The sequence below is a fragment of the Streptomyces spirodelae genome, from assembly GCF_017676385.1.
GTDB classification, from domain to species: Bacteria; Actinomycetota; Actinomycetes; order Streptomycetales; family Streptomycetaceae; genus Streptomyces; species Streptomyces spirodelae.
In genome coordinates, this window is the sequence record NZ_JAFFZN010000003.1 from 249,568 (window position 1) to 272,306 (window position 22,739).

The 22,739-nt window shown below is 72.0% G+C and carries 17 protein-coding genes and 1 pseudogene; 9 read left to right on the forward strand and 9 right to left on the reverse strand.

The annotated features are described in order from the left end of the window. Window positions 1–9: 9 nt before the first annotated feature. Window positions 10–2,232 (reverse strand): ATP-binding protein, encoded by a 2,223-nt coding sequence (locus JW592_RS05315; RefSeq protein WP_209263684.1) that lies wholly within the window; start codon window positions 2,230–2,232, stop codon window positions 10–12. 77 nt (window positions 2,233–2,309) lie between these two features. Next, entirely contained in the window at window positions 2,310–3,986 is a 1,677-nt protein-coding gene (locus JW592_RS05320; protein WP_209263685.1) for a carboxyl transferase domain-containing protein, read from the reverse strand. A 132-nt stretch (window positions 3,987–4,118) separates the two neighbouring features. Between JW592_RS05320 and JW592_RS05325 the strand changes: the two genes are divergently transcribed. The 3 genes from JW592_RS05325 (at window position 4,119) to tesB (ending at window position 7,070) form a co-directional block, all read left to right on the forward strand. Further along, complete coding sequence (locus JW592_RS05325; RefSeq protein ID WP_372446452.1) at window positions 4,119–4,823, forward strand: SACE_7040 family transcriptional regulator; 705 nt, start codon at window positions 4,119–4,121, stop codon at window positions 4,821–4,823. Between the two features lie 118 nt (window positions 4,824–4,941). Continuing rightward, complete coding sequence (locus JW592_RS05330; RefSeq protein WP_209263686.1) at window positions 4,942–6,099, forward strand: acyl-CoA dehydrogenase family protein; 1,158 nt, start codon at window positions 4,942–4,944, stop codon at window positions 6,097–6,099. Between the two features lie 44 nt (window positions 6,100–6,143). Then, the gene (gene tesB / locus JW592_RS05335; RefSeq protein WP_209263687.1) at window positions 6,144–7,070 is read left to right on the forward strand and encodes an acyl-CoA thioesterase II; all 927 of its coding nucleotides are present in this window, start codon (window positions 6,144–6,146) and stop codon (window positions 7,068–7,070) included. On the opposite strand, the gene JW592_RS05340 is transcribed toward tesB, so the two are convergent. Continuing rightward, window positions 7,037–7,861 (reverse strand): phosphatase, encoded by an 825-nt coding sequence (locus JW592_RS05340; protein ID WP_229375207.1) that lies wholly within the window; start codon window positions 7,859–7,861, stop codon window positions 7,037–7,039. The two genes, tesB and JW592_RS05340, sit on opposite strands and share 34 nt — an antisense overlap. Before the next feature lie 112 nt (window positions 7,862–7,973). Between JW592_RS05340 and speB the strand changes: the two genes are divergently transcribed. Beyond that, window positions 7,974–8,966 carry an agmatinase gene (speB, locus tag JW592_RS05345; RefSeq protein WP_209263688.1) on the forward strand — a complete coding sequence of 331 codons (993 nt, stop codon included), beginning with the start codon at window positions 7,974–7,976 and terminating at the stop codon, window positions 8,964–8,966. A 574-nt stretch (window positions 8,967–9,540) separates the two neighbouring features. Continuing rightward, entirely contained in the window at window positions 9,541–13,341 is a 3,801-nt protein-coding gene (locus JW592_RS05350) for an ABC transporter ATP-binding protein (RefSeq protein WP_209263689.1), read from the forward strand. Window positions 13,342–13,351: 10 nt separating this feature from the next. Here the strand turns inward: JW592_RS05350 and JW592_RS05355 are convergent, their stop codons facing one another. Further along, a complete protein-coding gene (locus tag JW592_RS05355) occupies window positions 13,352–13,579 on the reverse strand; it encodes a hypothetical protein (RefSeq protein WP_209263690.1) in 228 nt (75 codons plus the stop codon). 17 nt (window positions 13,580–13,596) lie between these two features. After that, window positions 13,597–14,094, reverse strand: a complete 498-nt coding sequence (locus JW592_RS05360) for an NUDIX hydrolase (RefSeq protein WP_209263691.1) — start codon at window positions 14,092–14,094, stop codon at window positions 13,597–13,599. Window positions 14,095–14,420: 326 nt separating this feature from the next. On the opposite strand from JW592_RS05360, the pseudogene JW592_RS05365 reads away from it, so the two are divergent. Then, a pseudogene (locus JW592_RS05365) lies at window positions 14,421–15,674 on the forward strand (S28 family serine protease); the annotation flags it as partial. Between the two features lie 13 nt (window positions 15,675–15,687). On the opposite strand, the gene JW592_RS05370 reads toward JW592_RS05365, so the two are convergent. Together JW592_RS05370 and JW592_RS05375 are read right to left on the reverse strand one after the other, a co-directional pair. Then, window positions 15,688–16,575, reverse strand: a complete 888-nt coding sequence (locus JW592_RS05370; protein WP_209263693.1) for a sugar phosphate isomerase/epimerase family protein — start codon at window positions 16,573–16,575, stop codon at window positions 15,688–15,690. A gap of 133 nt (window positions 16,576–16,708) precedes the next feature. After that, window positions 16,709–17,803 (reverse strand): LacI family DNA-binding transcriptional regulator, encoded by a 1,095-nt coding sequence (locus JW592_RS05375; RefSeq protein WP_209263694.1) that lies wholly within the window; start codon window positions 17,801–17,803, stop codon window positions 16,709–16,711. A gap of 180 nt (window positions 17,804–17,983) precedes the next feature. On the opposite strand from JW592_RS05375, the gene JW592_RS05380 reads away from it, so the two are divergent. The 3 genes from JW592_RS05380 to JW592_RS05390 are packed head-to-tail and all read left to right on the forward strand — an operon-like array spanning window position 17,984 to window position 21,197. Further along, window positions 17,984–19,156 (forward strand): Gfo/Idh/MocA family protein, encoded by a 1,173-nt coding sequence (locus JW592_RS05380; protein ID WP_209263695.1) that lies wholly within the window; start codon window positions 17,984–17,986, stop codon window positions 19,154–19,156. Further along, complete coding sequence (locus tag JW592_RS05385) at window positions 19,153–20,361, forward strand: dihydrodipicolinate synthase family protein (protein ID WP_209263696.1); 1,209 nt, start codon at window positions 19,153–19,155, stop codon at window positions 20,359–20,361. Before JW592_RS05380 ends, JW592_RS05385 begins: the two co-directional genes overlap by 4 nt. Next, on the forward strand, window positions 20,358–21,197 hold the full coding sequence (locus JW592_RS05390; RefSeq protein WP_209263697.1) for a sugar phosphate isomerase/epimerase family protein: 840 nt from the start codon (window positions 20,358–20,360) through the stop codon (window positions 21,195–21,197). The genes JW592_RS05385 and JW592_RS05390 overlap by 4 nt, the downstream gene beginning before the upstream one ends. A 49-nt stretch (window positions 21,198–21,246) precedes the next feature. Here the strand turns inward: JW592_RS05390 and rbsD are convergent, their stop codons facing one another. Both rbsD and JW592_RS05400 read right to left on the reverse strand, forming a co-directional pair. Further along, entirely contained in the window at window positions 21,247–21,636 is a 390-nt protein-coding gene (gene rbsD, locus JW592_RS05395; RefSeq protein WP_209263698.1) for a D-ribose pyranase, read from the reverse strand. Continuing rightward, the gene (locus JW592_RS05400) at window positions 21,633–22,646 is read right to left on the reverse strand and encodes a ribokinase (protein ID WP_209263699.1); all 1,014 of its coding nucleotides are present in this window, start codon (window positions 22,644–22,646) and stop codon (window positions 21,633–21,635) included. Before JW592_RS05400 ends, rbsD begins: the two co-directional genes overlap by 4 nt. Window positions 22,647–22,739: the final 93 nt, after the last annotated feature.

The window sequence follows — 22,739 nt, forward strand, 5'->3', positions numbered from 1 at the left end:
CCGCGTCAGTCATCCCGCGCCTCCTTCGCCGTCCGCCTTCTCGGCGTCCTCGAACGGGTCCACCACCGCGAGCACCTGGTCCATCGCCACGGTGCTGCCCGCCGTCACCTCCAGCTCGGCCACCCGGCCGGCGTGCGGGGCCGTGATGACGTGCTCCATCTTCATGGCCTCCACCACCAGCAGGCTCTGACCGGCTGCGACCTCGTCGCCCACGGCCGCCTTGACCACCGTGACCGTGCCGGGCATGGGCGCCGTCAGCGCATCGGCCCCGTGGGCACCGCCCGCCCGCCGGAGGGCTTCCGCCACCGGGTCGTGACCGCGCACCTGCCAGACCTCGCCGTCCCTGCCCAGCCACACCCCGGGGGTGTCGCCGTCCATTGCCAGGGCGCGGGTGAAGGTGCGGCTCATCCCGTCCCAGTCGAGCCGTACCGTCGGGCCGTCCGCTGTCCCGCCGGGTGCCAGCCGGGCCCGCACCGGGGCGGCGCCGTCAACGCTGACCTCCATCTCCCCTGCGGCCGGGGGGCCTTCGGGGCGCCTGCCGTCCGGCGCGGCCGGGCGGACCCGCACCGCGACCGGCTCGTGGCCCGGAACCCGCAGATGATGCACCGTCCAGGCCCGCTGTCCGCCGAGCCGCCACCCGGAGGGCACGGAGAACGGACTTACCCAGGCGGCGGCCCCGGCCGCTCGACCGGCCCCGGCCGGCTGACCGGTGGCGGCTTCCGGGGTGACACCCGGCACCGCGGCGGCGCCCGGTCCCGTACCGGCGCCCGGTCCCGTGCCGACGTCCGGGGCGAGTGCCGCCTGCCGCAGCAGAGCCGCCGCTCCGTACACCTCGTCGGGCACGCCCTCGGGCAGCAGCCCGGCAGCGGCGCGGTCCACCAGACCGGTGTCCAGGTCTCCGGAGGCCACCTCGGGGTGGGCGAGGAGGGCGCGCAGGAACGCCGTGTTGGTGTCCACTCCCAACACCGTCGTACGCGCCAGCGCGGCCCGCAGCCCGCGCAGCGCGGCGGCCCGGTCCGGCCCCCATGCGATGACCTTGGCGAGCATCGGGTCGTACGTCGTGCCCACCTCCGTGCCCTCACTCAAGCCGGAGTCGGTGCGCACGCCTTCGCCCTGCGGCTCTTGGAGCAGCAGCACCCGACCTGCCGAGGGCAGGAAGTCGACATGGCCGTCCTCGGCACCCGGCGAGACGCGGGCGGTCTCCGCGCAGATCCGGGCCTCCACCGCATGGCCGTCCAGCGCGATGTCCCCCTGCGCGAAGGGCAGCGGCTCCCCGGCAGCGACGCGCAGCTGCCACTCCACCAGGTCGAGCCCGGTGATCAGTTCGGTGACCGGGTGCTCCACCTGGAGCCGGGTGTTCATCTCCATGAAGTAGTATGACCCGGAGCCGTCGCCCGGCACGATGAACTCCACCGTGCCCGCGCCCCGGTAGCCGCACGAGCGTGCCGCGTTCACCGCCGCCTGCCCCATCGCCTGGCGCGTGGTCTCGTCCAGCAGCGGGCTGGGTGCCTCCTCGATGATCTTCTGGTGCCGACGCTGGAGCGAGCACTCGCGCTCTCCCAGGTGGAGGACGTTGCCGTGGCCGTCCGCCAGCACCTGGATCTCGATGTGCCGCGGCCGGTCGATCCACCGTTCCACCAGCAGTCCGTCGTCACCGAAGGCGCCCCTGGCCTCGCGGCGCGCCGCGGCGATCTCGTCCGGCAGCGCCGCCTCGTCGCGCACCAGCCGCATGCCCTTGCCGCCGCCGCCCGCGGACGGCTTGAGCAGCACCGGAAGGCCGGTGTCCCGGGCGGCGACGGCCAGTTCGGCGTCGGTCAGTCCGCTGCCCGAGGAGCCCGGCACCACCGGAACGTCCGCCTCGCGCACCGTCTCCTTGGCGCGGATCTTGTCGCCCATCAGCTCGATGGCGTCGGCGGGCGGCCCGATGAAGGCGAGCCCGGCCGCCTCGCAGCGCCGCGCGAACTCGGCGTTCTCCGCGAGGAATCCGTACCCGGGGTGTACGGCCTGGGCGCCGCTGCGGTCCGCGGCCTCCAGCAGCCGGTCCACGCTCAGATAGCTGTGCACGGCCGCCGCCGGGCCGATCCGGACCGCGGTGTCTGCCTCCCGTACATGGCGCGCCTCGGCGTCCGCGTCGCTGTGCACCGCGACGGACCGGATTCCGAGCCTGCGCAGCGTACGGATCACCCGCACCGCGATCTCGCCCCGGTTGGCCACCAGCACCGTGTCGAACATCGGTCCTCTCCTCGCCCTTGCGACCCCGTCGCTCCCGGCTTCCCTGCCGTCGGTCGGCTGTGCCACGTCCTGCCCCCTCACATCCGGAAGACGCCGAAGCGGGGCGCCTCCGGATCGCGGTGCGGCAGCGGCGCGTTGGCACAGGCGGTCAGCGCCAGCCCCAGCACCTGCCGGGTCTCCAGCGGGTCGATCACGCCGTCGTCCCACAGCCGGGCGGTGGCGTAGTAGGCGTTGCCCTGGGTTTCGTACTGCGCGCGGACGGGGGCGCGGAACTCCTCTTCCTGCTCGGCGCTCCACTCCTCACCGCGCGCCGCCAGCTGGTCCCGCTTCACGGTGGCGAGCACCGAGGCGGCCTGCTCGCCGCCCATCACGGAAATCTTGGCGTTCGGCCACATCCACAGGAAGCGCGGGCTGTAGGCCCGGCCGCACATCGAGTAGTTGCCGGCGCCGTAGGAGCCTCCGACCACCACCGTCAGCTTCGGAACCCGGGCGCAGGCCACGGCGGTGACCATCTTGGCGCCGTGCTTGGCGATGCCGCCCGCCTCGTAGTCCTTGCCGACCATGAAGCCCGAGATGTTCTGCAGGAAGAGCAGCGGGATGCCGCGCTGGTCGCACAGCTCGATGAAGTGGGCGCCCTTCTGGGCGGATTCGGAGAAGAGGATGCCGTTGTTGGCCACCACGCCGACGGGGTGGCCGTGGATATGGGCGAAGCCCGTGACGAGCGTGGTGCCGTACTCCGGCTTGAACTCCTGGAAGCGGGAGCCGTCCACCAGGCGGCCGATGACCTCGTGCACGTCGTAGGGCGTGCGGGAGTCGACGGGCACCACGTCGTAGAGGCCGGCCGGGTCCAGGGCGGGCTCCTCCGCTGGGCGTACGGCCCAGGGGAGGGCCGAGGCGGCGGGAGGCGCGGGCAGGGTGGCGACGATATGGCGGACGATGCGCAGCGCGTGTGCGTCGTCCTCGGCCAGGTGGTCGGTGACACCCGAGATCCGGGAGTGTGTCTCGCCGCCGCCGAGCTCCTCGGCGGTGACCACCTCACCGGTGGCCGCCTTCACCAGGGGTGGGCCGCCCAGGAAGATGGTGCCCTGCTCGCGCACGATCACCGCTTCGTCGCTCATCGCCGGGACATAGGCGCCGCCGGCGGTGCAGGAGCCGAGGACGGCGGCGATCTGCGGGACTCCGGCGGCGGACATCCGGGCCTGGTTGTAGAAGATCCGGCCGAAGTGCTCGCGGTCGGGGAAGACCTCGTCCTGCATAGGCAGGAAGGCGCCGCCCGAGTCGACCAGATAGAGGCACGGCAGCCGGTTCTCCAGAGCCACTTCCTGAGCCCGCAGGTGCTTCTTGACCGTCATGGGGTAGTAGGTGCCGCCCTTGACGGTGGCGTCGTTGGCGACGATGACCACCTCGCGTCCGGCCACGCGTCCGATGCCCGCGATCACCCCCGCCGCCGGTGCCGCATCGCCGTACATCCCGTCGGCCGCCAGCGGGGCGAGCTCCAGGAAGGGCGAGCCGGGATCGAGCAGGGCGTCCACCCGCTCGCGGGGCAGCAGCTTGCCGCGCGCCGTGTGCCGCTCGCGGGCTCGGGCACCGCCGCCCAGCCGGGCCCGCGCCAGCTTCTCTCGGAGCTGTCCGGCAAGCTCGCGGTGGGCCCTGCGGTTCTCCGCCGCGGCCTCCGAGCCCGGGTCGAGGGCGCTTCCCAGGCGTGGCGCCGCGGGCCCGTGCCCGCTCACGTCCCGCACTGCTCGCTCATTCATCCGGCCGGCCCCCTTGCTCGCACGTCACCACCACGACAGCCGCACCCGCCACCGCACATCCGGCGGTTAGCCATCGTTAACTCACTGCATCCAGGTTAACGCTCACTAACGCGGCTGTCTAGAATGGTCGGCATGAGCACGAAGACGGCAGGCACGGCCGCACCCGGCCGACGGGAGCAGATCCTGCGGGAGGCCGCGCGGCTCTTCGCCGAGCGCGGTTTCCACGGGGTGGGCGTCGACGAGATAGGAGCCGCCGTCGGTATCAGCGGCCCCGGCCTCTACCGCCATTTCGCGGGCAAGGACGCGATGCTGGCCGAGCTGCTGGTGGGGATCAGCCGGCGGCTCTACGAGGGTGGCCGGCGCAGGTCCGAGGAGTCGGCGGCGGCGGGCCTGGCGCCTCAGGCGGCGCTGGATGCGCTGATCGAGGGGCATATCGACTTCGCGCTGGACGACCGGGAGCTGATCACCCTCCACGACCGCGAGCTGGACCGGCTGCGGGAGGCCGACCGCAAGCAGGTCCGCAAGCTCCAGCGGCAGTACGTGGAGCTGTGGGTCGCCGCTGTCCGCGCGGTGTATCCCGGCCTGACCGAGCTGGAGGCCAGGGTCTCGGTGCACACCGTCTTCGGGCTACTGAACTCGACGCCGCACCTGAGCGGCCCCTCGGCGCTGCCCGACCGGGAGACGACGGCCGCGCTGCTGCACCGGCTGGCCCGCGGTGCCTTCTCGGCCGCGGCTCCGCGCGAGCGCGCGGGGCAGGCGGGGGAGGGAGAGGCGCGGCCCGCCGCCGAGCGCGCCGAGTACACCGCGCCCGCGGAGCGCACCGAGTCCGGCGAGTAGCCGGAGTCCTGCCCGCCCCCGGGGTCGCCCTGGACAGCGGAGGTGACCGCTCGGTAGCTTTGACTCCATTAGGCTGAGCAAGCGCTTAGCCACGGCTCAGGCGACGAGGAGGCGTGCTGTGCGCCGCACGGTGTTCAACGAGGACCACGAAGCGTTCCGCCGGACGATCCGCGACTTCATCGCGGATCAGGTCGTACCCCACTACCCGCAGTGGGCCGAGCAGGGCCATGTGCCCAAGGAGTTCTACAAGAAGCTCGGCGAACTGGGCGTCTTCGGCATCGAGGTCCCCGAGGAGTACGGCGGCGCCGGCGAGACCAGCTTCAAGTACAACGCCGTGATCACCGAGGAGTGCGCCCGCGCGGGCGTCAGCTTCGGCGGTTCCAGCGTGCACACCGCGCTGTGCCTCCCGTACCTGCTCAAGTACGCCGACGAGGAGCAGAAGAAGCGCTGGCTGCCCGCCTTCGTCTCCGGCGAGATGATGACCGCCATCGCCATGACCGAGCCCGGCACCGGCTCCGACCTGGCCGGCATGAAGACCACGGCCAAGCTGTCCGAGGACGGTACGCACTACATCCTCAACGGCGCCAAGACCTTCATCACCGGCGGCGTCCAGGCCGACCGCGTCCTGGTCTGCGCCCGTACAGCCCCGCCCACCCCGGAGGACCGGCGCGGGGGCATCTCCATCCTCGTCGTGGACGCCAGGAGCGAGGGCTACGCGGTCGGCCGCAAGCTGGAGAAGCTCGGACTGCGCAGCTCCGACACCGCCGAGCTGTCCTTCACCGACGTCAAGGTGCCCGTCGAGGACCTGCTGGGCGAGGAGGGCAAGGCGTTCTCCTATCTCACCCACAACCTGCCGCAGGAGCGGCTGGGCATCGCCATCGGCGCCTACGCGCAGTCCGCGGCGGCCGTCCGCTTCGCGCACGATTACGTCAAGGAGCGGACGGTCTTCGGCAAGGAGGTGGCCTCATTCCAGAACACCAAGTTCCAGCTGGCCGACTGCCAGTCCGACGTGGACGCGATGCAGGCCGTCGTCGACCGTGCCCTGGAGGCGCTGGACGCCGGCGAGCTGACGCCCGCCGACGCCGCCTCGGTCAAGCTGTTCACCACCGAGACCGCGGCCCGGGTCATCGACAAGTGCCTCCAGCTGCACGGCGGTTACGGCTACATGCTGGAGTACCCGATCGCCAACCTGTACGCCGACACCCGCGTCTCGCGCATCTACGGCGGCACCAGCGAAGTCATGCGCTCCATCATCGCCAAGTCCATGGGGTTGTGAACGGCGTACGGCCGTCTCGGGTCCACTCGGCAGAATCACAGAACATGAGCCAAGAACTGACGTCCCTGCTCGAACTGCTCGATCTGGAGCGGATCGAGCAGGACATCTTCCGCGGCAGCAGCCGTGCCGCCATCGTCCCCCGGGTCTTCGGCGGCCAGGTGGCCGCGCAGGCACTCGTCGCCGCCTGCCGCACCGTCCCCGCCGGGCGGCTGCCGCACTCCCTGCACGCGTACTTCCTGCGCTCGGGAGACCCCGGCGCGCCCATCGTCTACACGGTGGACCGGATACGCGACGGGCGGTCCTTCACCACCCGCCGGGTGGTGGCCGTACAGCACGGGCAGCCCATCTTCCATCTGTCCGCCTCGTTCCAGGTCCACGAGGAGGGGATGGAGCACCAGGAGCCGATGCCCCACGCACCCGATCCGGAGACGCTGCCGGCCGCGGAGGAGATCGTTCCGCGCTACCGGGAGCTGTTCGCCGACCCCCAGGTGCCCGAGCGGCTCCTGAGGGCGCGGGCCGCGGTCGATCTGCGGTACGTCGAGGAGCCTCCCTTCGGCAGGGTCGGCAGGCCCGGTGAGCCGCGCTCCCAGGTGTGGTTCCGCACCAACGGGAAGCTGGACGGTGAGCTGGACGACCCGATGCTGCACATCTGTCTGGCGACCTATGTCTCGGACATGACGCTGCTGGACTCGGTGCTGCTCGCGCACGGCAGGGGCGGCTGGGCGGTCGGCGACGTGGTCGGGGCCAGCCTGGACCACGCCATGTGGTTCCACCGCCCCTTCCGCGCGGACGAGTGGCTGCTCTACGACCAGGAGTCCCCGACGGCCCAGGGCGGCAGGGGGCTGGGCAAGGGGCGGATCTTCACCCGGGACGGACGGCTGGTGGTCTCCGTCATCCAGGAGGGCGTTGTCCGGGTTCCGCGTCAGGAGGGCGGCTCTCAGCCCGCCAGCCCGGCGGCGGCCAGCAGGTAGGCCGTCATCGGCTCGTAGAAGCGCGGGTCGACCACGTGGTCGTCCAGCGGCACCGTGACCTCCAGCGTGCCCTCCGCCTCGCCCAGGAAGAGGGCCGGATCGTTGCAGTCGGCGAAACCGACGGTGGTCAGCCCGTGCTGCGCTGCGCGGCCCGCCCACCCGTGGTCGGCCACCACCAGGTCGGGCAGCGGCTCTCCCGCCTGCTCCAGCCCGTGCAGCACGCCCGCCATCGGCTCGGGCGAGTGGGTGTGCCACAGGGAGGCGCCGCGCTCGTAGACGGCGACTCCCTGGAACTGCACGATGACGCCCTCGTCGGCGAAGACCCGCAGCGGGGTGCGCACGATGTCGCACCCGGCCGCGCGCAGCGCGGTGGCGAGGGTGCCGTGCATATCCAGCAGCGCTCCCGGGTGGCCGGTGGCGAACAGCACCCTGCCGCGCCCCTCGGCGGCCTTGCGCAGCTCGGCGGCGGCCCGGTCGAGGGCCGCCACGGTCAGCTCGGGGTCGATGGTGTCCTGGCCGGTGCGGTAGTCCGGGTCGTCGTTGACGCCGCAGCGCTCGGCCATCACGGCCAGTACGTCCTGCTCGTCCGCCCAGCGCTCGCCCAGTTCCAGGCCGAGCCAGTAGTGGCGGTCGCCGTTGGCGAGCTTGCGGTAGTGGGACAGGTTGTTCTCCCGCGGCGTGGCGACGTCCCCCGCGATCCGGGTGCGCACCAGGTGGCCGGTCAGCTCGTCACGGGAGGGCGCTTCCGGGAGCGGCAGGGGCAGCGACACGGGCAAGAGAGGCTGTGACATGTAGCCATTGTGTCTCGTACGGTCGCTCGATGGACGGAGTGTCCAAAAGGCGGCGTACGTTCCTGCGGACCGTCCAACGGCCCAGGGGTGCGTTCCGCCTACGCTCGACGGTATGAGCAGCAGCGAGATGCATCCCTCCGACACCGTTCCGACGCCCCGTGGCCCCGTCGACTCCTCCCGGGTGCCCCGCTACGCGGGACCCGCGACCTTCGCGCGGCTGCCGCGGATCGACGAGACGGGCGGCCGTGCGGACGTGGCCGTGGTGGGTGTCCCGTTCGACACCGGAGTCTCCTACCGTCCCGGAGCCCGCTTCGGCGGCAACGCCATCCGGGAGGCGTCGCGGCTGCTGCGGCCCTACAACCCGGCGCAGGACGCGGCACCCTTCGCGCTGGCGCAGGTCGCGGACGCCGGGGACATCGCGGTCAACCCGTTCGACATCGGCGAGGCCGTCGAGACGGTCGACGAGGCGGCCACCTCCCTGCTGGAGTCCGGCGCCCGGCTGATGACGCTCGGCGGCGACCACACCATCGCGCTGCCGCTGCTGCGTGCGATGGCCCGCAAGCACGGACCTGTGGCCCTGCTGCACTTCGACGCGCACCTGGACACCTGGGACACCTACTTCGGCGCCGCCTACACCCACGGCACGCCCTTCCGGCGCGCCGTCGAGGAGGGGCTGCTGGACACCTCGGCACTCTCCCATGTGGGCACCAGGGGACCGCTGTACGGAAAGCGCGACCTGGACGACGACGCCAAGATGGGCTTCGGCATCGTCACCTCGGCGGATGTGATGCGGCGGGGCGTGGACGAGGTGGTCGACCAGCTGCGGCAGCGCATCGGCTCCCGGCCGCTCTATGTGTCGGTGGACATCGATGTGCTCGACCCCGCGCACGCGCCCGGCACGGGCACCCCGGAGGCGGGCGGGCTCACCTCGCGGGAGCTGCTGGAGATCCTGCGAGGTCTGTCCGACTGCAATCTGGTCTCGGCCGATCTGGTGGAGGTCGCGCCCGCCTACGACCACGCGGAGCTCACTTCTGTCGCAGCCTCGCACACGGCGTATGAGCTGACGACGCTGATGACGCGGCAGATCGCGGCGGCCAGAGGCTGATGAGGGCGGCCCGGATGAGTGGGTTCCGGCCGTGTTGGGGACCCGCCCTCTCCGGTCGTGTGTTCGCCTGCGGGCAGCCTCCCGTACACATCGGGCGAGTCGGCACCGTTCGGGCTGCCGAACGGTGCAGGTCGGTGCGGGCTTGACGGTACCCGGCAAATCGTCCGCTCAGTAACAGAGCGCAGCTGGTTTAATACGGGACGTTACTAGATTTGATCGGTCGATGTGCATTTCGTGGAAGTTCTCGACAGACTGCACAAGCGATCCCGCGGGAAGACGGCGCGGAGCGATCGCGGAGCTGGCCTCGTGGGGGGTGCCGGCCCGCACGCACCCAGGGACGCGCCGTCGGTGGCCGGGGCGGCCTCGGAAGAGCCTAGGGCTCACCGGGCCGCCTTCGGTCACCTTCTCCTCCACTCGCCCCTCCTCTGCTCCTCCCTCCACTCCGCTCGCCCGCTTCCACTCGCCCCTCCTCGGCTGACCTCTCCGCCGATCCGGGATGAAAATCCGATCCATTGATGTTGGGCTGTCCGCAGGGAAGGCAGCGGAAGGCCCGACATGAAGGGACTGGGGCGTCGTGACGGAGGAGAGTGCGAGTACGCCGGGGTGGGCCCGGCGGCTGGCCGGGTACTGCTGGCGGTACAGGCGTTCGGTCGTGCTCGCGCTGGGCGCCTCGCTGGGCGGCATGGCCGTCATGGCGCTGGTCCCGCTGCTGACCAAGACGATCATCGACGACGTGGTGGTCGGCGGCCGGGGCAGCCTGTGGACGTGGATCGGGCTGCTGCTCGCCGCCGCCGTGGTCATCTACGTACTGACCTACGCACGCCGCTACTACGGCGGGCGGCTCGCGCTGGATGTCCAGCACGACCTGCGGACCGAGATGTACCGCTCGATCGTGCGGCTGGACGGCCGCAGCCAGGACGAGCTGTCCACCGGACAGGTCGTCGGACGCGGCACCAGCGACCTCCAACTGGTGCAGAGCCTGCTGTTCATGTTGCCGATGATGATCGGCAACGTGCTGCTGTTCGTGGTCGCGCTCGTGGTGATGCTCGCCCTCTCACCGCTGCTGACCCTGGTGTCGGTGGCGGTCTTCCCGCTTCTGTGGTGGGTGGCCAACCTCAGCCGCAAGCGGCTCTTCCCCGCGACCTGGTACGCACAGCAGCAGGCCGGCGCGGTCGCCTCCGTGGTGGACGGATCGGTCACCGGCGTACGCGTGGTCAAAGGCTTCGGCCAGGAGGCACAGGAGACCGGAAAACTCCGGGCCGTCAGCCGGAAGCTGTTCGCCGGGCGGATGCGCACCGTACGCCTCAACGCGCGCTACACACCCGCCCTGCAGACCGTGCCCTCCCTCGGACAGGTCGGCATGCTGGCGCTCGGCGGCTGGATGGCCACCCGGGGCGAGATCACCCTGGGCACCTTCGTCGCCTTCTCCACCTATCTGGCCCAACTGGTGGGCCCGGTGCGGATGCTCGCCATGATGCTCACCGTCGGACAGCAGGCGCGGGCCGGCGTGGAGCGGGTCTACGACCTGATCGACACCGAACCGCAGATGGCCGAGAGCCCGCACGCGCGCGCCCTGCCGCAGTCCGCCGACGCCTCCGTCGAGTTCGAGGACGTCACCTTCGGCTACGCACCGGACAACCCGGTGCTGGACGGCTTCAGCCTGCGCATCGAACCCGGCGAGACGGTCGCCCTGGTGGGCGCCAGCGGCAGCGGCAAGTCCACCGTCTCCATGCTGCTGCCGCGCTACTACGACGTGACGGGCGGAGCGGTGCGCGTCGGCGGCCAGGACGTGCGCGACCTGACGCTGGACTCGCTGCGCTCCGCCATCGGCCTCGTGCCGGAGAACCCCTTTCTGTTCTCGTCCTCCATCCGGGAGAACATCGCCTACGGCGCTCCCGACGCCACCGACGAGGAGATCCGCGCCGCCGCCCGCGCCGCACAGGCCGACCGCTTCATCAACGAGCTGCCGGACGGCTACGAGACGGCCGTCGGCGAGCAGGGGCTGACCCTCTCCGGCGGTCAGCGCCAGCGCACAGCGCTCGCCCGCGCGCTGCTGACCGACCCGCGTCTGCTGCTCCTGGACGACGCCACCTCGGCCGTGGACGCGCGCGTGGAGCACGAGATACACCAGGCACTGCGCGAGGTCATGGCGGGCCGTACGACACTGCTGATCGCCCACCGCCAGTCCACCCTGGCGCTGGCGGACCGGATCGCCGTGCTGGAGCACGGGCGGCTGGCCGACGTCGGCACCCACGAGGAGCTGACCGAGCGCTGCGCCCTCTACCGCCGGCTGCTGACCGACCCGGACGAGCTCGGCGACGTGGAACGCGACCCGGCCGGTATGGCCCTCCACGACGCGCACGAGACCGTCGACGGAGTGACGCCCGAGCTGTGGGTGCGGGAACAGGAGGCGGAGGCCGACGAGGCGGCCGTGGCCGGCGGCACCGGCACCGCCGCGGCACAGGCCGGACGGCCGGGCGCCTTCGGCGCGGAACTGGCCGGCCTGCCCGGCAGCCCCGAACTGCTCGCCAGGGTGGCCGCGCTGCCGCCCGCCGACGACACACCGGATGTGGACGAGCAGCGCGCCGAGCAGCGCGAGGACTCCTACGGGCTGCGCCGCCTGCTGCGCGGTTTCGGCGCGGCCCTGCTGGTCGCCCTCGTCTTCGCCGCACTGGACGCCGGGTTCGGACTGCTGCTGCCCGTGCTGATCCGGCACGGCATCGACGACGGTGTCGAAAAGGGCGCACTGGGCGCCGTCTGGTTCGCCTCCGGCCTCGCGCTGGCCGTCGTGCTCGCCCAGTGGGGCGCGCAGATCTGCTCGCTGCTGCTGACCGGGCGCACCGGAGAGCGGGTGCTCTACGCCCTGCGGGTGAAGATTTTCGCGCAGTTGCAGCGGCTCGGACTCGACTACTACGAACGGCACCAGGCGGGCGCCGTGATGACCCGGATGACGACGGACGTGGACGCCCTCTCGACGTTCTTGCAGACGGGTCTTGTCACCGCTGTCGTCTCGCTGTTCACCTTCCTGGGCATCCTGGGCGCACTGCTGGTCCTCGACATCGAGTTGGCCCTGGTCGTTTTCGCGACCCTGCCGCTGCTGGTCGTCGGCACGGTCTTCTTCCGCAGGCAGAGCGTCAAGGCATACGAGCTGGCCCGCGAGCGGGTGAGCGTGGTCAACGCAGACCTGCAGGAGTCGGTGGCCGGACTGCGGATGGTGCAGGCATTCCGCGGCGAGGAGCGCGGCGCCGAGCAGTTCGAGCGCCGCAGTGACGGCTACCGCCGGGCCCGGGTGCGCGGCCAGTGGCTGATATCGGTCTACTTCCCCTTCGTGCAGCTGCTCGCCTCCGTCGCGACGGCTGCGGTGCTCGTGGTGGGCGCCGGGCGCATCGAGAACGGCACACTGACGGCGGGTGCGCTGGTCGCCTACCTGCTCTACATCGAGCTGTTCTTCGCACCCGTGCAGCAGCTCTCACAGGTCTTCGACGGGTACCAGCAGGCGGCCGTCTCACTGCGCCGTATCCAGGAGCTGCTGCGCGAGGAGAGCAGCACTCCGCCGGCCGCGGCGCCGAGCGAACTGACCGCGCTGGAGGGCCGGATCGAGTTCCGGGACGTCAACTTCCGCTATGCGAGCGCGGACCCGGCCGGCGCCCAGGGGGACGAGGAAGCGCTTTCCGGCGTCCGGCTGACCATCCCGGCAGGCCAGACCGTCGCCTTCGTGGGGGAGACCGGTGCGGGCAAGTCCACGCTGGTCAAGCTCGTCGCCCGGTTCTACGACCCGAGCGAGGGCGCCGTCCTGGCCGACGGCCGGGACCTGCGCGAGATCGATCTGACCGGCTACCGGAACCGGCTCGGAGTGGTGCCCCAGGAGCCGTACCTCTTCCCGGGCACCGTGCGGGACGCCATCGCCTACGGGCGGATGGACGCCACCGACGCCCAGGTCGAGGCGGCGGCCCGGGCCGTGGGCGCCCACGACATGATCGCCTCCCTGTCGGGCGGCTATCTGCACGAGGTGGACGAGCGGGGCCGCAACCTGTCCGCCGGGCAGCGGCAGTTGATCGCACTGGCGCGGGCCGAGCTGGTGGACCCGGTGGTCCTGCTGCTGGATGAGGCGACCGCGGCTCTCGACCTGGCGACCGAGTCGCTGGTCAATCAGGCGACGGACCGGCTGACCGGGTCGCGTACCACACTGGTGGTGGCACACCGGCTGACGACAGCGGCGCGGGCCGACCGGGTCGTCGTCCTCGACCACGGCAGGGTCGTCGAGGACGGTACGCACCAGGAGTTGGTGGCGCGCGGTGGCCGCTACGCGGAGCTGTGGCGGACGTTCGCCGGGGAGCCCGCAGCGGGAGGCGCGGAGCACGCCGTGGTCCGGTGAGGCATGGCTGCTAGGAGCCCTGGTTGCGTGGGTGCCGGCGTGCGGTGCGCTCGTTGCCGCGCCTGTAGTTGCCCGTCCAGCGGGCCATCACCAGCTGCGCGTCGCCGGCGGCGACCTCCTCGAGGAAGCGGTCGGCGCGCGGTCCGCGCAGTGTGGTGACCGGGCGGCCGTGGTGGCTGATCACCACGGCCGCTGTCGCGCCGTGCTGCTCGTAGGCGAATCCGTGAGGTCTCGGCATGCGTCCTACGCTAGACCTCAGTTGTCGCAGAGTCCCACCACATATTCGTCCACCGTCTGCACCTCGCCATAGGGCAGCGGTTCCGCGCCGGTGCGCCAGTGGATGGCCGAGATCTCCTCGGTCGGGGTGAAGGGCAGCACCTGTGTGAGCTCCCCGGTGTAGACGGCGCCGTAGAGCACCCGTTGCTCCGGGCCCAGCGCGGTACGGGCGAAGCCGGTGAAGCGCAGCGCCGCCGCGTCCACCGACTGGCAGGTCTCCTCGTGCAGTTCGCGGGCGGCCGCCGCGCGCGGGCTCTCGCCCTCCTCGATACCGCCGCCGGGCAGCTCCCAGCAGGCGCGGCTGCGTACGTGCACCATCAGCAGCCGGCCCGCGTGCCGTACGGCCAACAGCACGTAGCCGACGGGAGCGTCAGGGAAACGCGTGTCCTCCGCCTCGCGGTGGAAGGACAGCAGCCGCATCCCGCGCGGGCCCGTGGCCAGCGGGGCGGGCGTGGGCGGGGTTGCGGGATCGGTCATGACGGCAGCGTAACCCCGGCCGCGGACAGCCGGACCGGTACCGCTGAGCGGGGCGCGCTCTCCCGAATTCCGTACACGCGGTCGGTTCCGGGGTCTGGCGGAGCCGGTCGGACGCCGATAGGTTCTCGACGACTTTTGGCGAGAACAGGGGAGGGTGAATGCGTAAAACGCTCAGATGGCTGCTCTCGCTGGTGGTGCTCATAAGCACCTTCAGCGTGGGCAGTGCCACGGCGGGGGCCGCCACCACGGCCGGGACCGCAGGTGAGACGGACATCAAGGACCGCATCCTGGCGGTGCCCGGGATGAGCCTCATCGAGGAGAAGCCCGTCGACGGGTACCGCTTCTTCCTGCTCAACTACGAGCAGCCGATCGACCACCGGCACCCGAGCAAGGGCACGTTCAAGCAGCGCATCTCCATCCTGCACAAGGACACCAACCGTCCGACGGTCTTCTTCACCAGCGGCTACAACCTCTACACCAACCCCAGCCGCAGTGAGCCGACGCAGTTGACGGACGGCAACCAGGTCTCCATGGAGTACCGCTTCTTCACCCCCTCCCGGCCCAAGTCGGCCGACTGGTCGAAGCTGACCATCTGGCAGGCGGCCAGCGACCAGCACCGTATCTACAAGGCGCTCAAGCGGATCTACCACAAGAACTGGATCGCGACCGGCGGCAGCAAGGGCGGTATGACGGCGACGTACTACCGCCGCTTCTACCCGCACGACATGGACGGCACCGTCCCCTATGTCGCGCCCAACGACGTCCGCAACGGCGAGGACTCGGCCTACTACGAGTTCTTCGAGAACGTCGGCTCCAAGGAGTGCCGTGACCGCCTGAACGGCGTGCAGCACGAGATCTTCGAGCGGCGCGACGAGATGGTCCCGCGGCTGAAGGCGTGGGCCAAGGAGAACGACTACACCTTCAAGCTGGCCGGCAGCGCCGGCAGAGCGTTCGAGCTGATCTCCCAGGACCTGGTCTGGGGCTTCTGGCAGTACCACCTGGAGAGCGAGTGCGACCAGGTGCCCGCCACCGACGCCTCCACCGACACGCTCTACAAGTGGGCCGACGAGATCGGCGGCTGGGAGGCAGGCACCGACCAGGGCATCACCCCGTACGTCCCGTACTACTACCAGGCGGGCACCCAACTGGGTTCGCCCGACTACGAGGAGCCCCTCCTCGACGACGTGCGCAAGTACCCGGGTCTGAACGTGCCGCGCACCTATGTGCCGCGCAGCATCCCGATGGCGTTCAACAAGCACGACCGGGCGATGCGTGACATCGACCGCTGGGTGCGCCACCGCTCCTCGCAGATGCTCTTCGTCTACGGCGAGAACGACCCCTGGGGCGCCGAGCCGTTCCGTCCCGGCCGGCACACCAAGGACACGGCGGTCTTCTGGGCACCCGGACAGGACCACGGCGCGAAGATCGCCACGCTCAAGGAGAGCGACCGGGTGGAAGCCACCCGCATGGTGATGGAGTTCGCGGGTCTGAAGGCCGCACACGCCAAGAAGCCCAAGCGGCTGACGGCCTACGACAAGAAGCTGGACAAGCCGCGCAAGACGCTGGAACTGCGTCCGTGACGCGCGCGGCCCGCTAGGCCGCGTCCGCCAGCAGACCCAGCAGGTGTGCGCGGACCTGCGGCAGCAGGGCGGGCAGCTCACGGATCTGTGGGTACCAGCGCTTCTCGTACTCCCAGCACAGCCACTCGGCGCCCGTCCCCTGCCCGGGGGCGGGCGCCTGTGCGTCCGTCGCGCGGGTGAGCACTTCCGCGACGTCGGTGAGCGGCAGTACGCCCTCGCCGGGCGGCAGCGGGGTGGTGTCCTGCCGGGAGGCGATGTCCTTGACCTGTACGTAGCCCAGGTGCGGGGCGAGCAGCCGGTAGGTCTCCTCGGGGTCCTCGCCGCCGCGCCAGGTGTGCATCACGTCCCACAGCGCCCCTGCGCCCGGGTGGTCGACCGCGCGCAGTACGCGCGCCGCGTCCGCGCCCGTGGCGTGCGAGTCGTGGGTCTCCAGCAGCACCCGTACGCCCAGCCCGTCGGCGGTCTCGGCCGCCTGCCGCAGCCGCCGTACGGCCCTGGTGTCGCCCTCCGTGTCGCCAGGGCCGCCGCTGGTGCCGCTGCCGGGGCCGCCGCTGGTGTCGCTGCCGGGGCCGCCGCTGGTGTCGCCGCCCGGGAAGACCCGGACGTACGGTGCCCCCAGGTCGTGCGCCAGCTCCAGCAGCGCGCGTACTTCGTCGAGTACGGGCGCGTCGTCGCCGCTCGCGGCCACTCGCGGGTACCCGGCGACGCACAGCAGGGCGACCTCCGCCTCGGCGAACTGGCGTGCCACCCGCTGCCGCTCGGCACGGTCGAGTCCGGGGTGCACGGGTTCTTCGGGGTGGGCGCGCAGTTCGACCCCGTGGAAGCCCGAGCGGGCGGCAAGGCGCAGCACTTCGGGGACGGGCATGCCGGGGACGCCGAGAGTGGAGAACGCGAGTCGCATGGGCTCACCCGACCAGATGCCCTCCCGTCCGGCAAGGTTCCGGCGGTACGTGTCGGACGGCGGGCAGCGGCGGGCAGCGGCGGGTGCGCCGGGGCGCGACGCCCGGGAGCGGCCTCGCTCAGGAAGCCCGGCCTCAACCCCCGGCGCGGGGCGGCGCCGTGGAGGCGCGGACCACCAGTTCGTGGCCGATGGTCGTCACACCGCCCCGCGGCGGCGGCTGCGTGCCCAGCGCGAGGCGCCCGGCGCGGGCGCCCGCCTCCTGCAGCGGCAGCCGCACGGTGGTCAGCGTGGGTGAGGCGTCGGCGCTGAAGGGCAGGTCGTCGAAGCCCGCGACGGAGACATCCTCCGGGATGCGCAGTCCCGCCTCCCGCAGCGCGGCGCACACCCCCAGGGCCACGGTGTCGTTGGCCGCCAGCACGGCGGTCGTCTCGGGGGCCCTGTGCAGCAGTACGCGGGTGCCCTCGTAGCCGGCTGAGCGGTGGTAGCCGCCACCGTGCACGGTCAGCCGTTCAGCGCGCGCGGGGTCGAAGCTCTCGTGCGCCTCCAGCGCGGCGCTGTGGCCCTCCAGCCGGTGCCGGGTGGTGGTGCGCTCGGCGGGGCCCGCGACGTAGCCGATGTGCCGGTGGCCCAGCGCCAGCAGGTGCTCGGTCAGTGCACGCGCTCCGCCGCGGTTGTCGAAGGCGACCGTCAGCAGCGCACCGGGCACCGGGCCGCCGCCCTGGCCGTCGCTCAGGGGCGGCCTGCCGCACAGCACGATCCGGGTGCCGCCGGCAGCCAGCCGGCGCAGCCGCGCGGCGAGCGCCGCACTGTGCTCGGGGTCTTCCACCGCCCCGCCGGTCAGTACGATCGCCGCGGCGCGCTGGCGTTGCAACAGCGTGAGGTAGGTCAGCTCGCGCTCGGGAGAGCCGCCGGTGTTGCAGACGACGGCGAGCTTGCGCGGGACGGGTCCTTCGCCCTGGCCCTGGCCTTCCAGCTCGCCCTGCACGGCGGAGGCGATGATGCCGAAGAACGGGTCGGCGATGTCGTTGACGAGGATGCCCAGCAGGTCGGAGCTGGCGGCGGCCAACGCGCTGGCGGGGCCGTTGACGACGTACTCCAGCTCCTCCACGGCGCGCAGCACGCGGTTCCTGGTGGCACCCGCGACCGGGTAGTTGCCGCTCAGTACCCGCGAGACCGTCGCCGACGAGACACCGGCGTGCGCCGCCACGTCCGCCAGGGTCACTGCCATCCGTTCCTCCGCCTCGTTCTGTTCGAGGACATGTTCCCACGCTGCCGCCGTGCCGGTGCCCCGTGCGTCAACTCCCCTGCGGCCGTCCCGTGTCTCTTGCCGCCGCCTGTGGCCGGGGCTACGGTGAGCGGTAGTAAGCGCTTACTGCGCCGCGCCGCGACAGCAGGGAGACGAGCCCACGTGCCACGCAGGACGATCCGGATCGCCATGAACGGCGTCACCGGCCGGATGGGACACCGCCAGCACCTCGTACGCTCCATCCTCGCGCTGCGGGAGGAGGGCGGCATCGACCTCGGCGGCGGCGAGAAGCTGTGGCCTCAGCCGGTGCTGGTGGGCCGCAGAGAACACGCGCTGCGCGCCCTCGCGCACGAGTACGGGCTCGACCCGGAGGCCGTCTCCACCGATCTGGACGCGGTGCTGGCCGACGACAGCATCGACATCTACTTCGACGCGCAGGTCACCTCGGCGCGCCAGGAAGCCCTCAAGAAGGCCATCGCGGCGGGCAAGCACATCTACGCCGAGAAGCCCACAGCCGGCACGCTGGACGGCGCCCTGGAGCTGGCCCAAGCGGCGTCCCGGGCGGGAATCAAACACGGCGTCGTCCAGGACAAGCTCTTCCTGCCCGGTCTGCGCAAGCTCGCCAGGCTGGCCGGGAGCGGCTTCTTCGGCCGGGTGCTGTCGGTGCGTGGCGAATTCGGCTACTGGGTCTTCGAGGGCGACTGGCAGAGCGCCCAGCGCCCCTCCTGGAACTACCGTTCAGAGGACGGCGGCGGCATCGTCAGCGACATGTTCCCGCACTGGGAGTACGTGCTGCACAACCTCTTCGGCCGCGTCACCTCCGTGCAGGCGCACGCCACCACCCACATCCCGCGGCGCTGGGACGAGCAAGGCGAGCCCTACGAGGCGACGGCGGACGACGCCGCCTACGGCATCTTCACCCTGGAGGGCGGGGCCGTGGCGCAGATCAACTCCTCCTGGGCGGTACGCGTGCACCGGGACGAGCTGGTCGAGTTCCAGGTCGACGGTACCGAGGGCTCTGCCGTCGCAGGGCTGCGCGGCTGCCGCTACCAGCACCGCGCGGGCACCCCCAAACCGGTGTGGAACCCCGACCTGCCCGTCACCGAGCGCTTCCGCGAACAGTGGCAGGAGGTGCCCGACAACGACGGCGACGCCGACACCAACGGTTTCAAGGCACAGTGGGAGCTCTTCCTGCGCCATGTCGCCGATCGGGAGGCCGCCGAGCCCTACCCGTGGGACCTGCTCGCCGGGGCGCGCGGGGTGCAGCTGGCCGAGCTGGCCCTCAAGTCGTCGGCCGAGGGACGCCGCTGCGAGGTCCCGGAGCTGGCGCTGTGATCCGGCTGCCCGACCCAGGCACCGGAGGGACCCGCCGCTACGAGCCGCGCGAGACCCCCGCCGAGGCCGTACGCGGCCACCACCGCACCGGCACCGGTGCGGCAGTACCGCTCACCTCCCGTACGGTCCTCGCCGCAGCGCACGTGGTGGCCGACCCGCTGGCCGACACCTCGCCCGGCGGTCCGGCTGCGCTCGACTGGGACGCCACGCTCGCCTTCCGCCGCCACCTGTGGGAGCACGGCCTGGGCGTGGCCGAGGCGATGGACACGGCACAGCGTGGCATGGGCCTGGACTGGGCGGGCGCCGCCGAACTCATCCGGCGCTCGGCGGCCGAGGCCGCGGCGGTCGGCGGGCTGCTGGCGTGCGGCGTGGGCACCGACCAGCTGGGCCCGCACCCTTCCGGCTCGGGCGCGGTGCCCGGGCAGACGCTCACCGCGATCACCGCAGCCTACGAGGAACAGCTGGCACTCACCGAGGACACCGGCGCACGGGCCGTCCTGATGGCCTCCCGGGCGCTGGCCGCCGCCGCGCGCGGCCCGGAGGACTACGAGCACGTCTACGGCACACTGCTGCGCCAGGCGAGCCGCCCGGTCATCCTGCACTGGCTCGGCCCCATGTTCGACCCGGCGCTGGCGGGCTACTGGGGCAGCGACGACCTGGACGCGGCGACCGACACGTTCCTGCGCATCATCGCGGCGCACCCCGAACGGGTCGACGGGGTGAAGGTCTCGCTGCTGGACGCCGACCGCGAGGTGGCGCTGCGCCGACGGCTGCCCCAGAACGTCACCTGCTATACCGGTGACGATTTCAACTACCCCCGGCTGATCGAGGGCGACGAGGCGGGCCACAGTGACGCGCTGCTGGGCGTCTTCGACCCGCTGGCCCCGCTCGCCGCGCACGCCGTACGGCTGCTGGACTCCGGGGACGCCACGGCCTTCCGGGCGGTGCTCGATCCGACCGTGCCGCTGGCGCGCCACCTCTTCCAGCAGCCGACCCGCTACTACAAGACCGGTGTGGTGCTGCTCGCCTGGCTGGCCGGGTACCAGGAGCACTTCACCATGGTCGGCGGCCTCCAGTCGGCCCGCTCCCTGCCGCACCTGGCACGCGCCTACGAACTGGCCGACTCCCTGGGGCTCTTTCCCGACCCCGAACGCGCCGAGCAGCGGATGAGGCTGCTGCTCACCGTCCACGGAGTGGCCCAGTGAGCCCGGCGCAGGGCCTGGCCAGGCTCTCCATCAATCAGGAGACCGTGCGCCCGCTGTCCCTGCCCGAACTGGCCGGCAGGACGGCGGAACTGGGCATCGGCGGAGTCGGACTGTGGCGCGATCCGGTGCGCTCCTACGGGCCCGCCGCCGCTGCCCGCCTCATGCGCCAGCACGGACTGGCCGTCACCTCGCTGTGCAGGGGCGGCTTTTTCACGGCAGCGGAGGCCGGGGCGCGGCGCGCGGCTCTCGACGACAACCGGGCGGCGCTCGACGAGGCGGCCGAACTGGGCACCCGCGTGCTGGTGCTGGTCTCCGGAGGGCTGCCGGACGGTGAGCGGGATCTGGCCTCCGCCAGGGAGCGGGTGGCCGAAGCCCTCGCCGAACTCGCCCCCTACGCCCGCGAGCGCGGGGTCCGGATGGCCCTCGAACCGCTGCACCCGATGTACGCGTCGGACCGGTGCGTGGTCTCCACGCTCGGTCAGGCTCTCGACCTGGCTGAGCGGTTCCCCGCCGAGGAGGTCGGGGTGGTGGTGGACACCTACCATCTGTGGTGGGACGAGCGGGTCCCGCGGCAGATCGCCCGCGCGGGGGAGCGGGGCCGGATCGCCCTGTTCCAGCTGGCCGACTGGGTCACCCCGCTGCCCGAAGGCGTGCTGCTGGGCCGGGGACAGCTGGGGGACGGGGCGGTCGACCTGCGGGCCTTCCGGACGTGGACGGAAGCAGCCGGCTACCGGGGCCCGGTCGAGGTGGAGATCTTCAACCCCGCGCTGTGGGAGCGGGACGGCGCCGAAGTGCTGCGGGAGACGGCGGCGAGGTATCTCCAGCACGTGCTGTAGTCCGGAGAATCGTCACCCACCGCTGGGCTCGGGCACAGCGCTCAGCGGCTCAGAACGGCACTCCGCAGCGCAGCGCCACGTTCGCATACGGTCTCGCCTCGCCCGTGCGCACCACCAGGCGGGCCTGCCGGGTCAGCTTCTTCAGTTCCTCGTGCGGCACCAGTTCCAGCCCGGGGAAGTGGCTCTCAAGCAGGGCCTCGCACTCCGGGTTGGCCTGCCGTACCTCCGCCGCGGCGACCGCGCCCTCGACCTCCAGCTCCTCCACCAGGCCGGTGAGCACCTCGGCGAAGGAGGGCACTCCGGCGCGGAAGGCGAGGTCCACCACCGTCGGTCCCTGGGGGATGGGCAGCCCGATGTCGCAGACCACCACGAGGTCGGTGTGTCCCAACTGCGCCAGGGCGCCGGAGAGATGGCGGTTGAGTATCCCGGACTTCTTCATTCCGCGCTCTCCTGACCGGCTGTTCCTACTTCCTCGGCGCTGGGGTAGGACTCCTGCGCACCCGGGCGGGTGACTGCGAGGGCGCCGACGCGTACGGCGTAGCGCACGGCCTCCTCCAGCCCGTCACCGCGCCCCAGCCGCCAGCCGAGCGCACCCGTGAAGGCGTCACCCGCTCCGGTGGTGTCCACGGCCCGCACGCGCGGGCTGGGGACCCGCGCCATGCCGATCCCGTCCGTCACTTCGGCACCCACCGCCGGCCCGGCCACCAGCGCGCCCTCGGCGCCCAGGGTGACCACGACGCTGCGCGGGCCCAGTGCGAGCAGCGCGGTCGCCCACTCCTCGGGCCCCGCACCCGGCGACTGCCCGTCGAGCAGCAGCCGTGCCTCGTGCTCGTTGACGACCAGCGGATCGCACAGGGCCAGCACGTCCTCGGGGAGGCGGGCGGGCGGTGAGGGGTTGAGCACCAGCCGGGCACCGTGCTCGGCTGCCGCCTGCGCCGCGGCCGTGACCGTCTCCAGTGGGATCTCCAGCTGGAGGGAGACCACGGCGGCGGCCGCGAAGAGGTCGTGCGCGGCTGCCACATCGTCCGGAGTGAGCCGGCCGTTGGCGCCGGGTGAGACGACGATGCTGTTGTCACCCGCCGCGTCGACGGTGATGAGGGCGACGCCGGTCGGGGGTGCGTCCTTGCCCTCCTCGGCACCGCCGGTGCCGTCCTTGGCCACCGTGCCGGGGGTCTTCGCCGCCCCTATGAGGAGCCCCGACAAGGCGGCGCCCGCAGCCCGCTGAGCCTCGGCCAGCATGCGGCCGTACGCGTCGGCACCGACGCGCGCCAACAGCGTGGTGCGGGCGCCGAGCCGGGCGGCTGCCGCCGCCTGGTTCGCGCCCTTGCCGCCCGGGTGGATCACCAGATCCGACCCGAGCACCGTCTCGCCGGGGCCCGGTCGGCGGTCCAGACCGATGACCAGGTCGGCGTTGGCGGAACCTACGACCAGCAGGTCGTATCCGTGCATCCGGGGTGCTCCTTCTCGACCCGCGCGCGGGCGCGGCTGCCCGCGACGGGCCGTTCAGCCTGTCGTTCCTGCGGCTCCCGTCCGGGAAGCGGC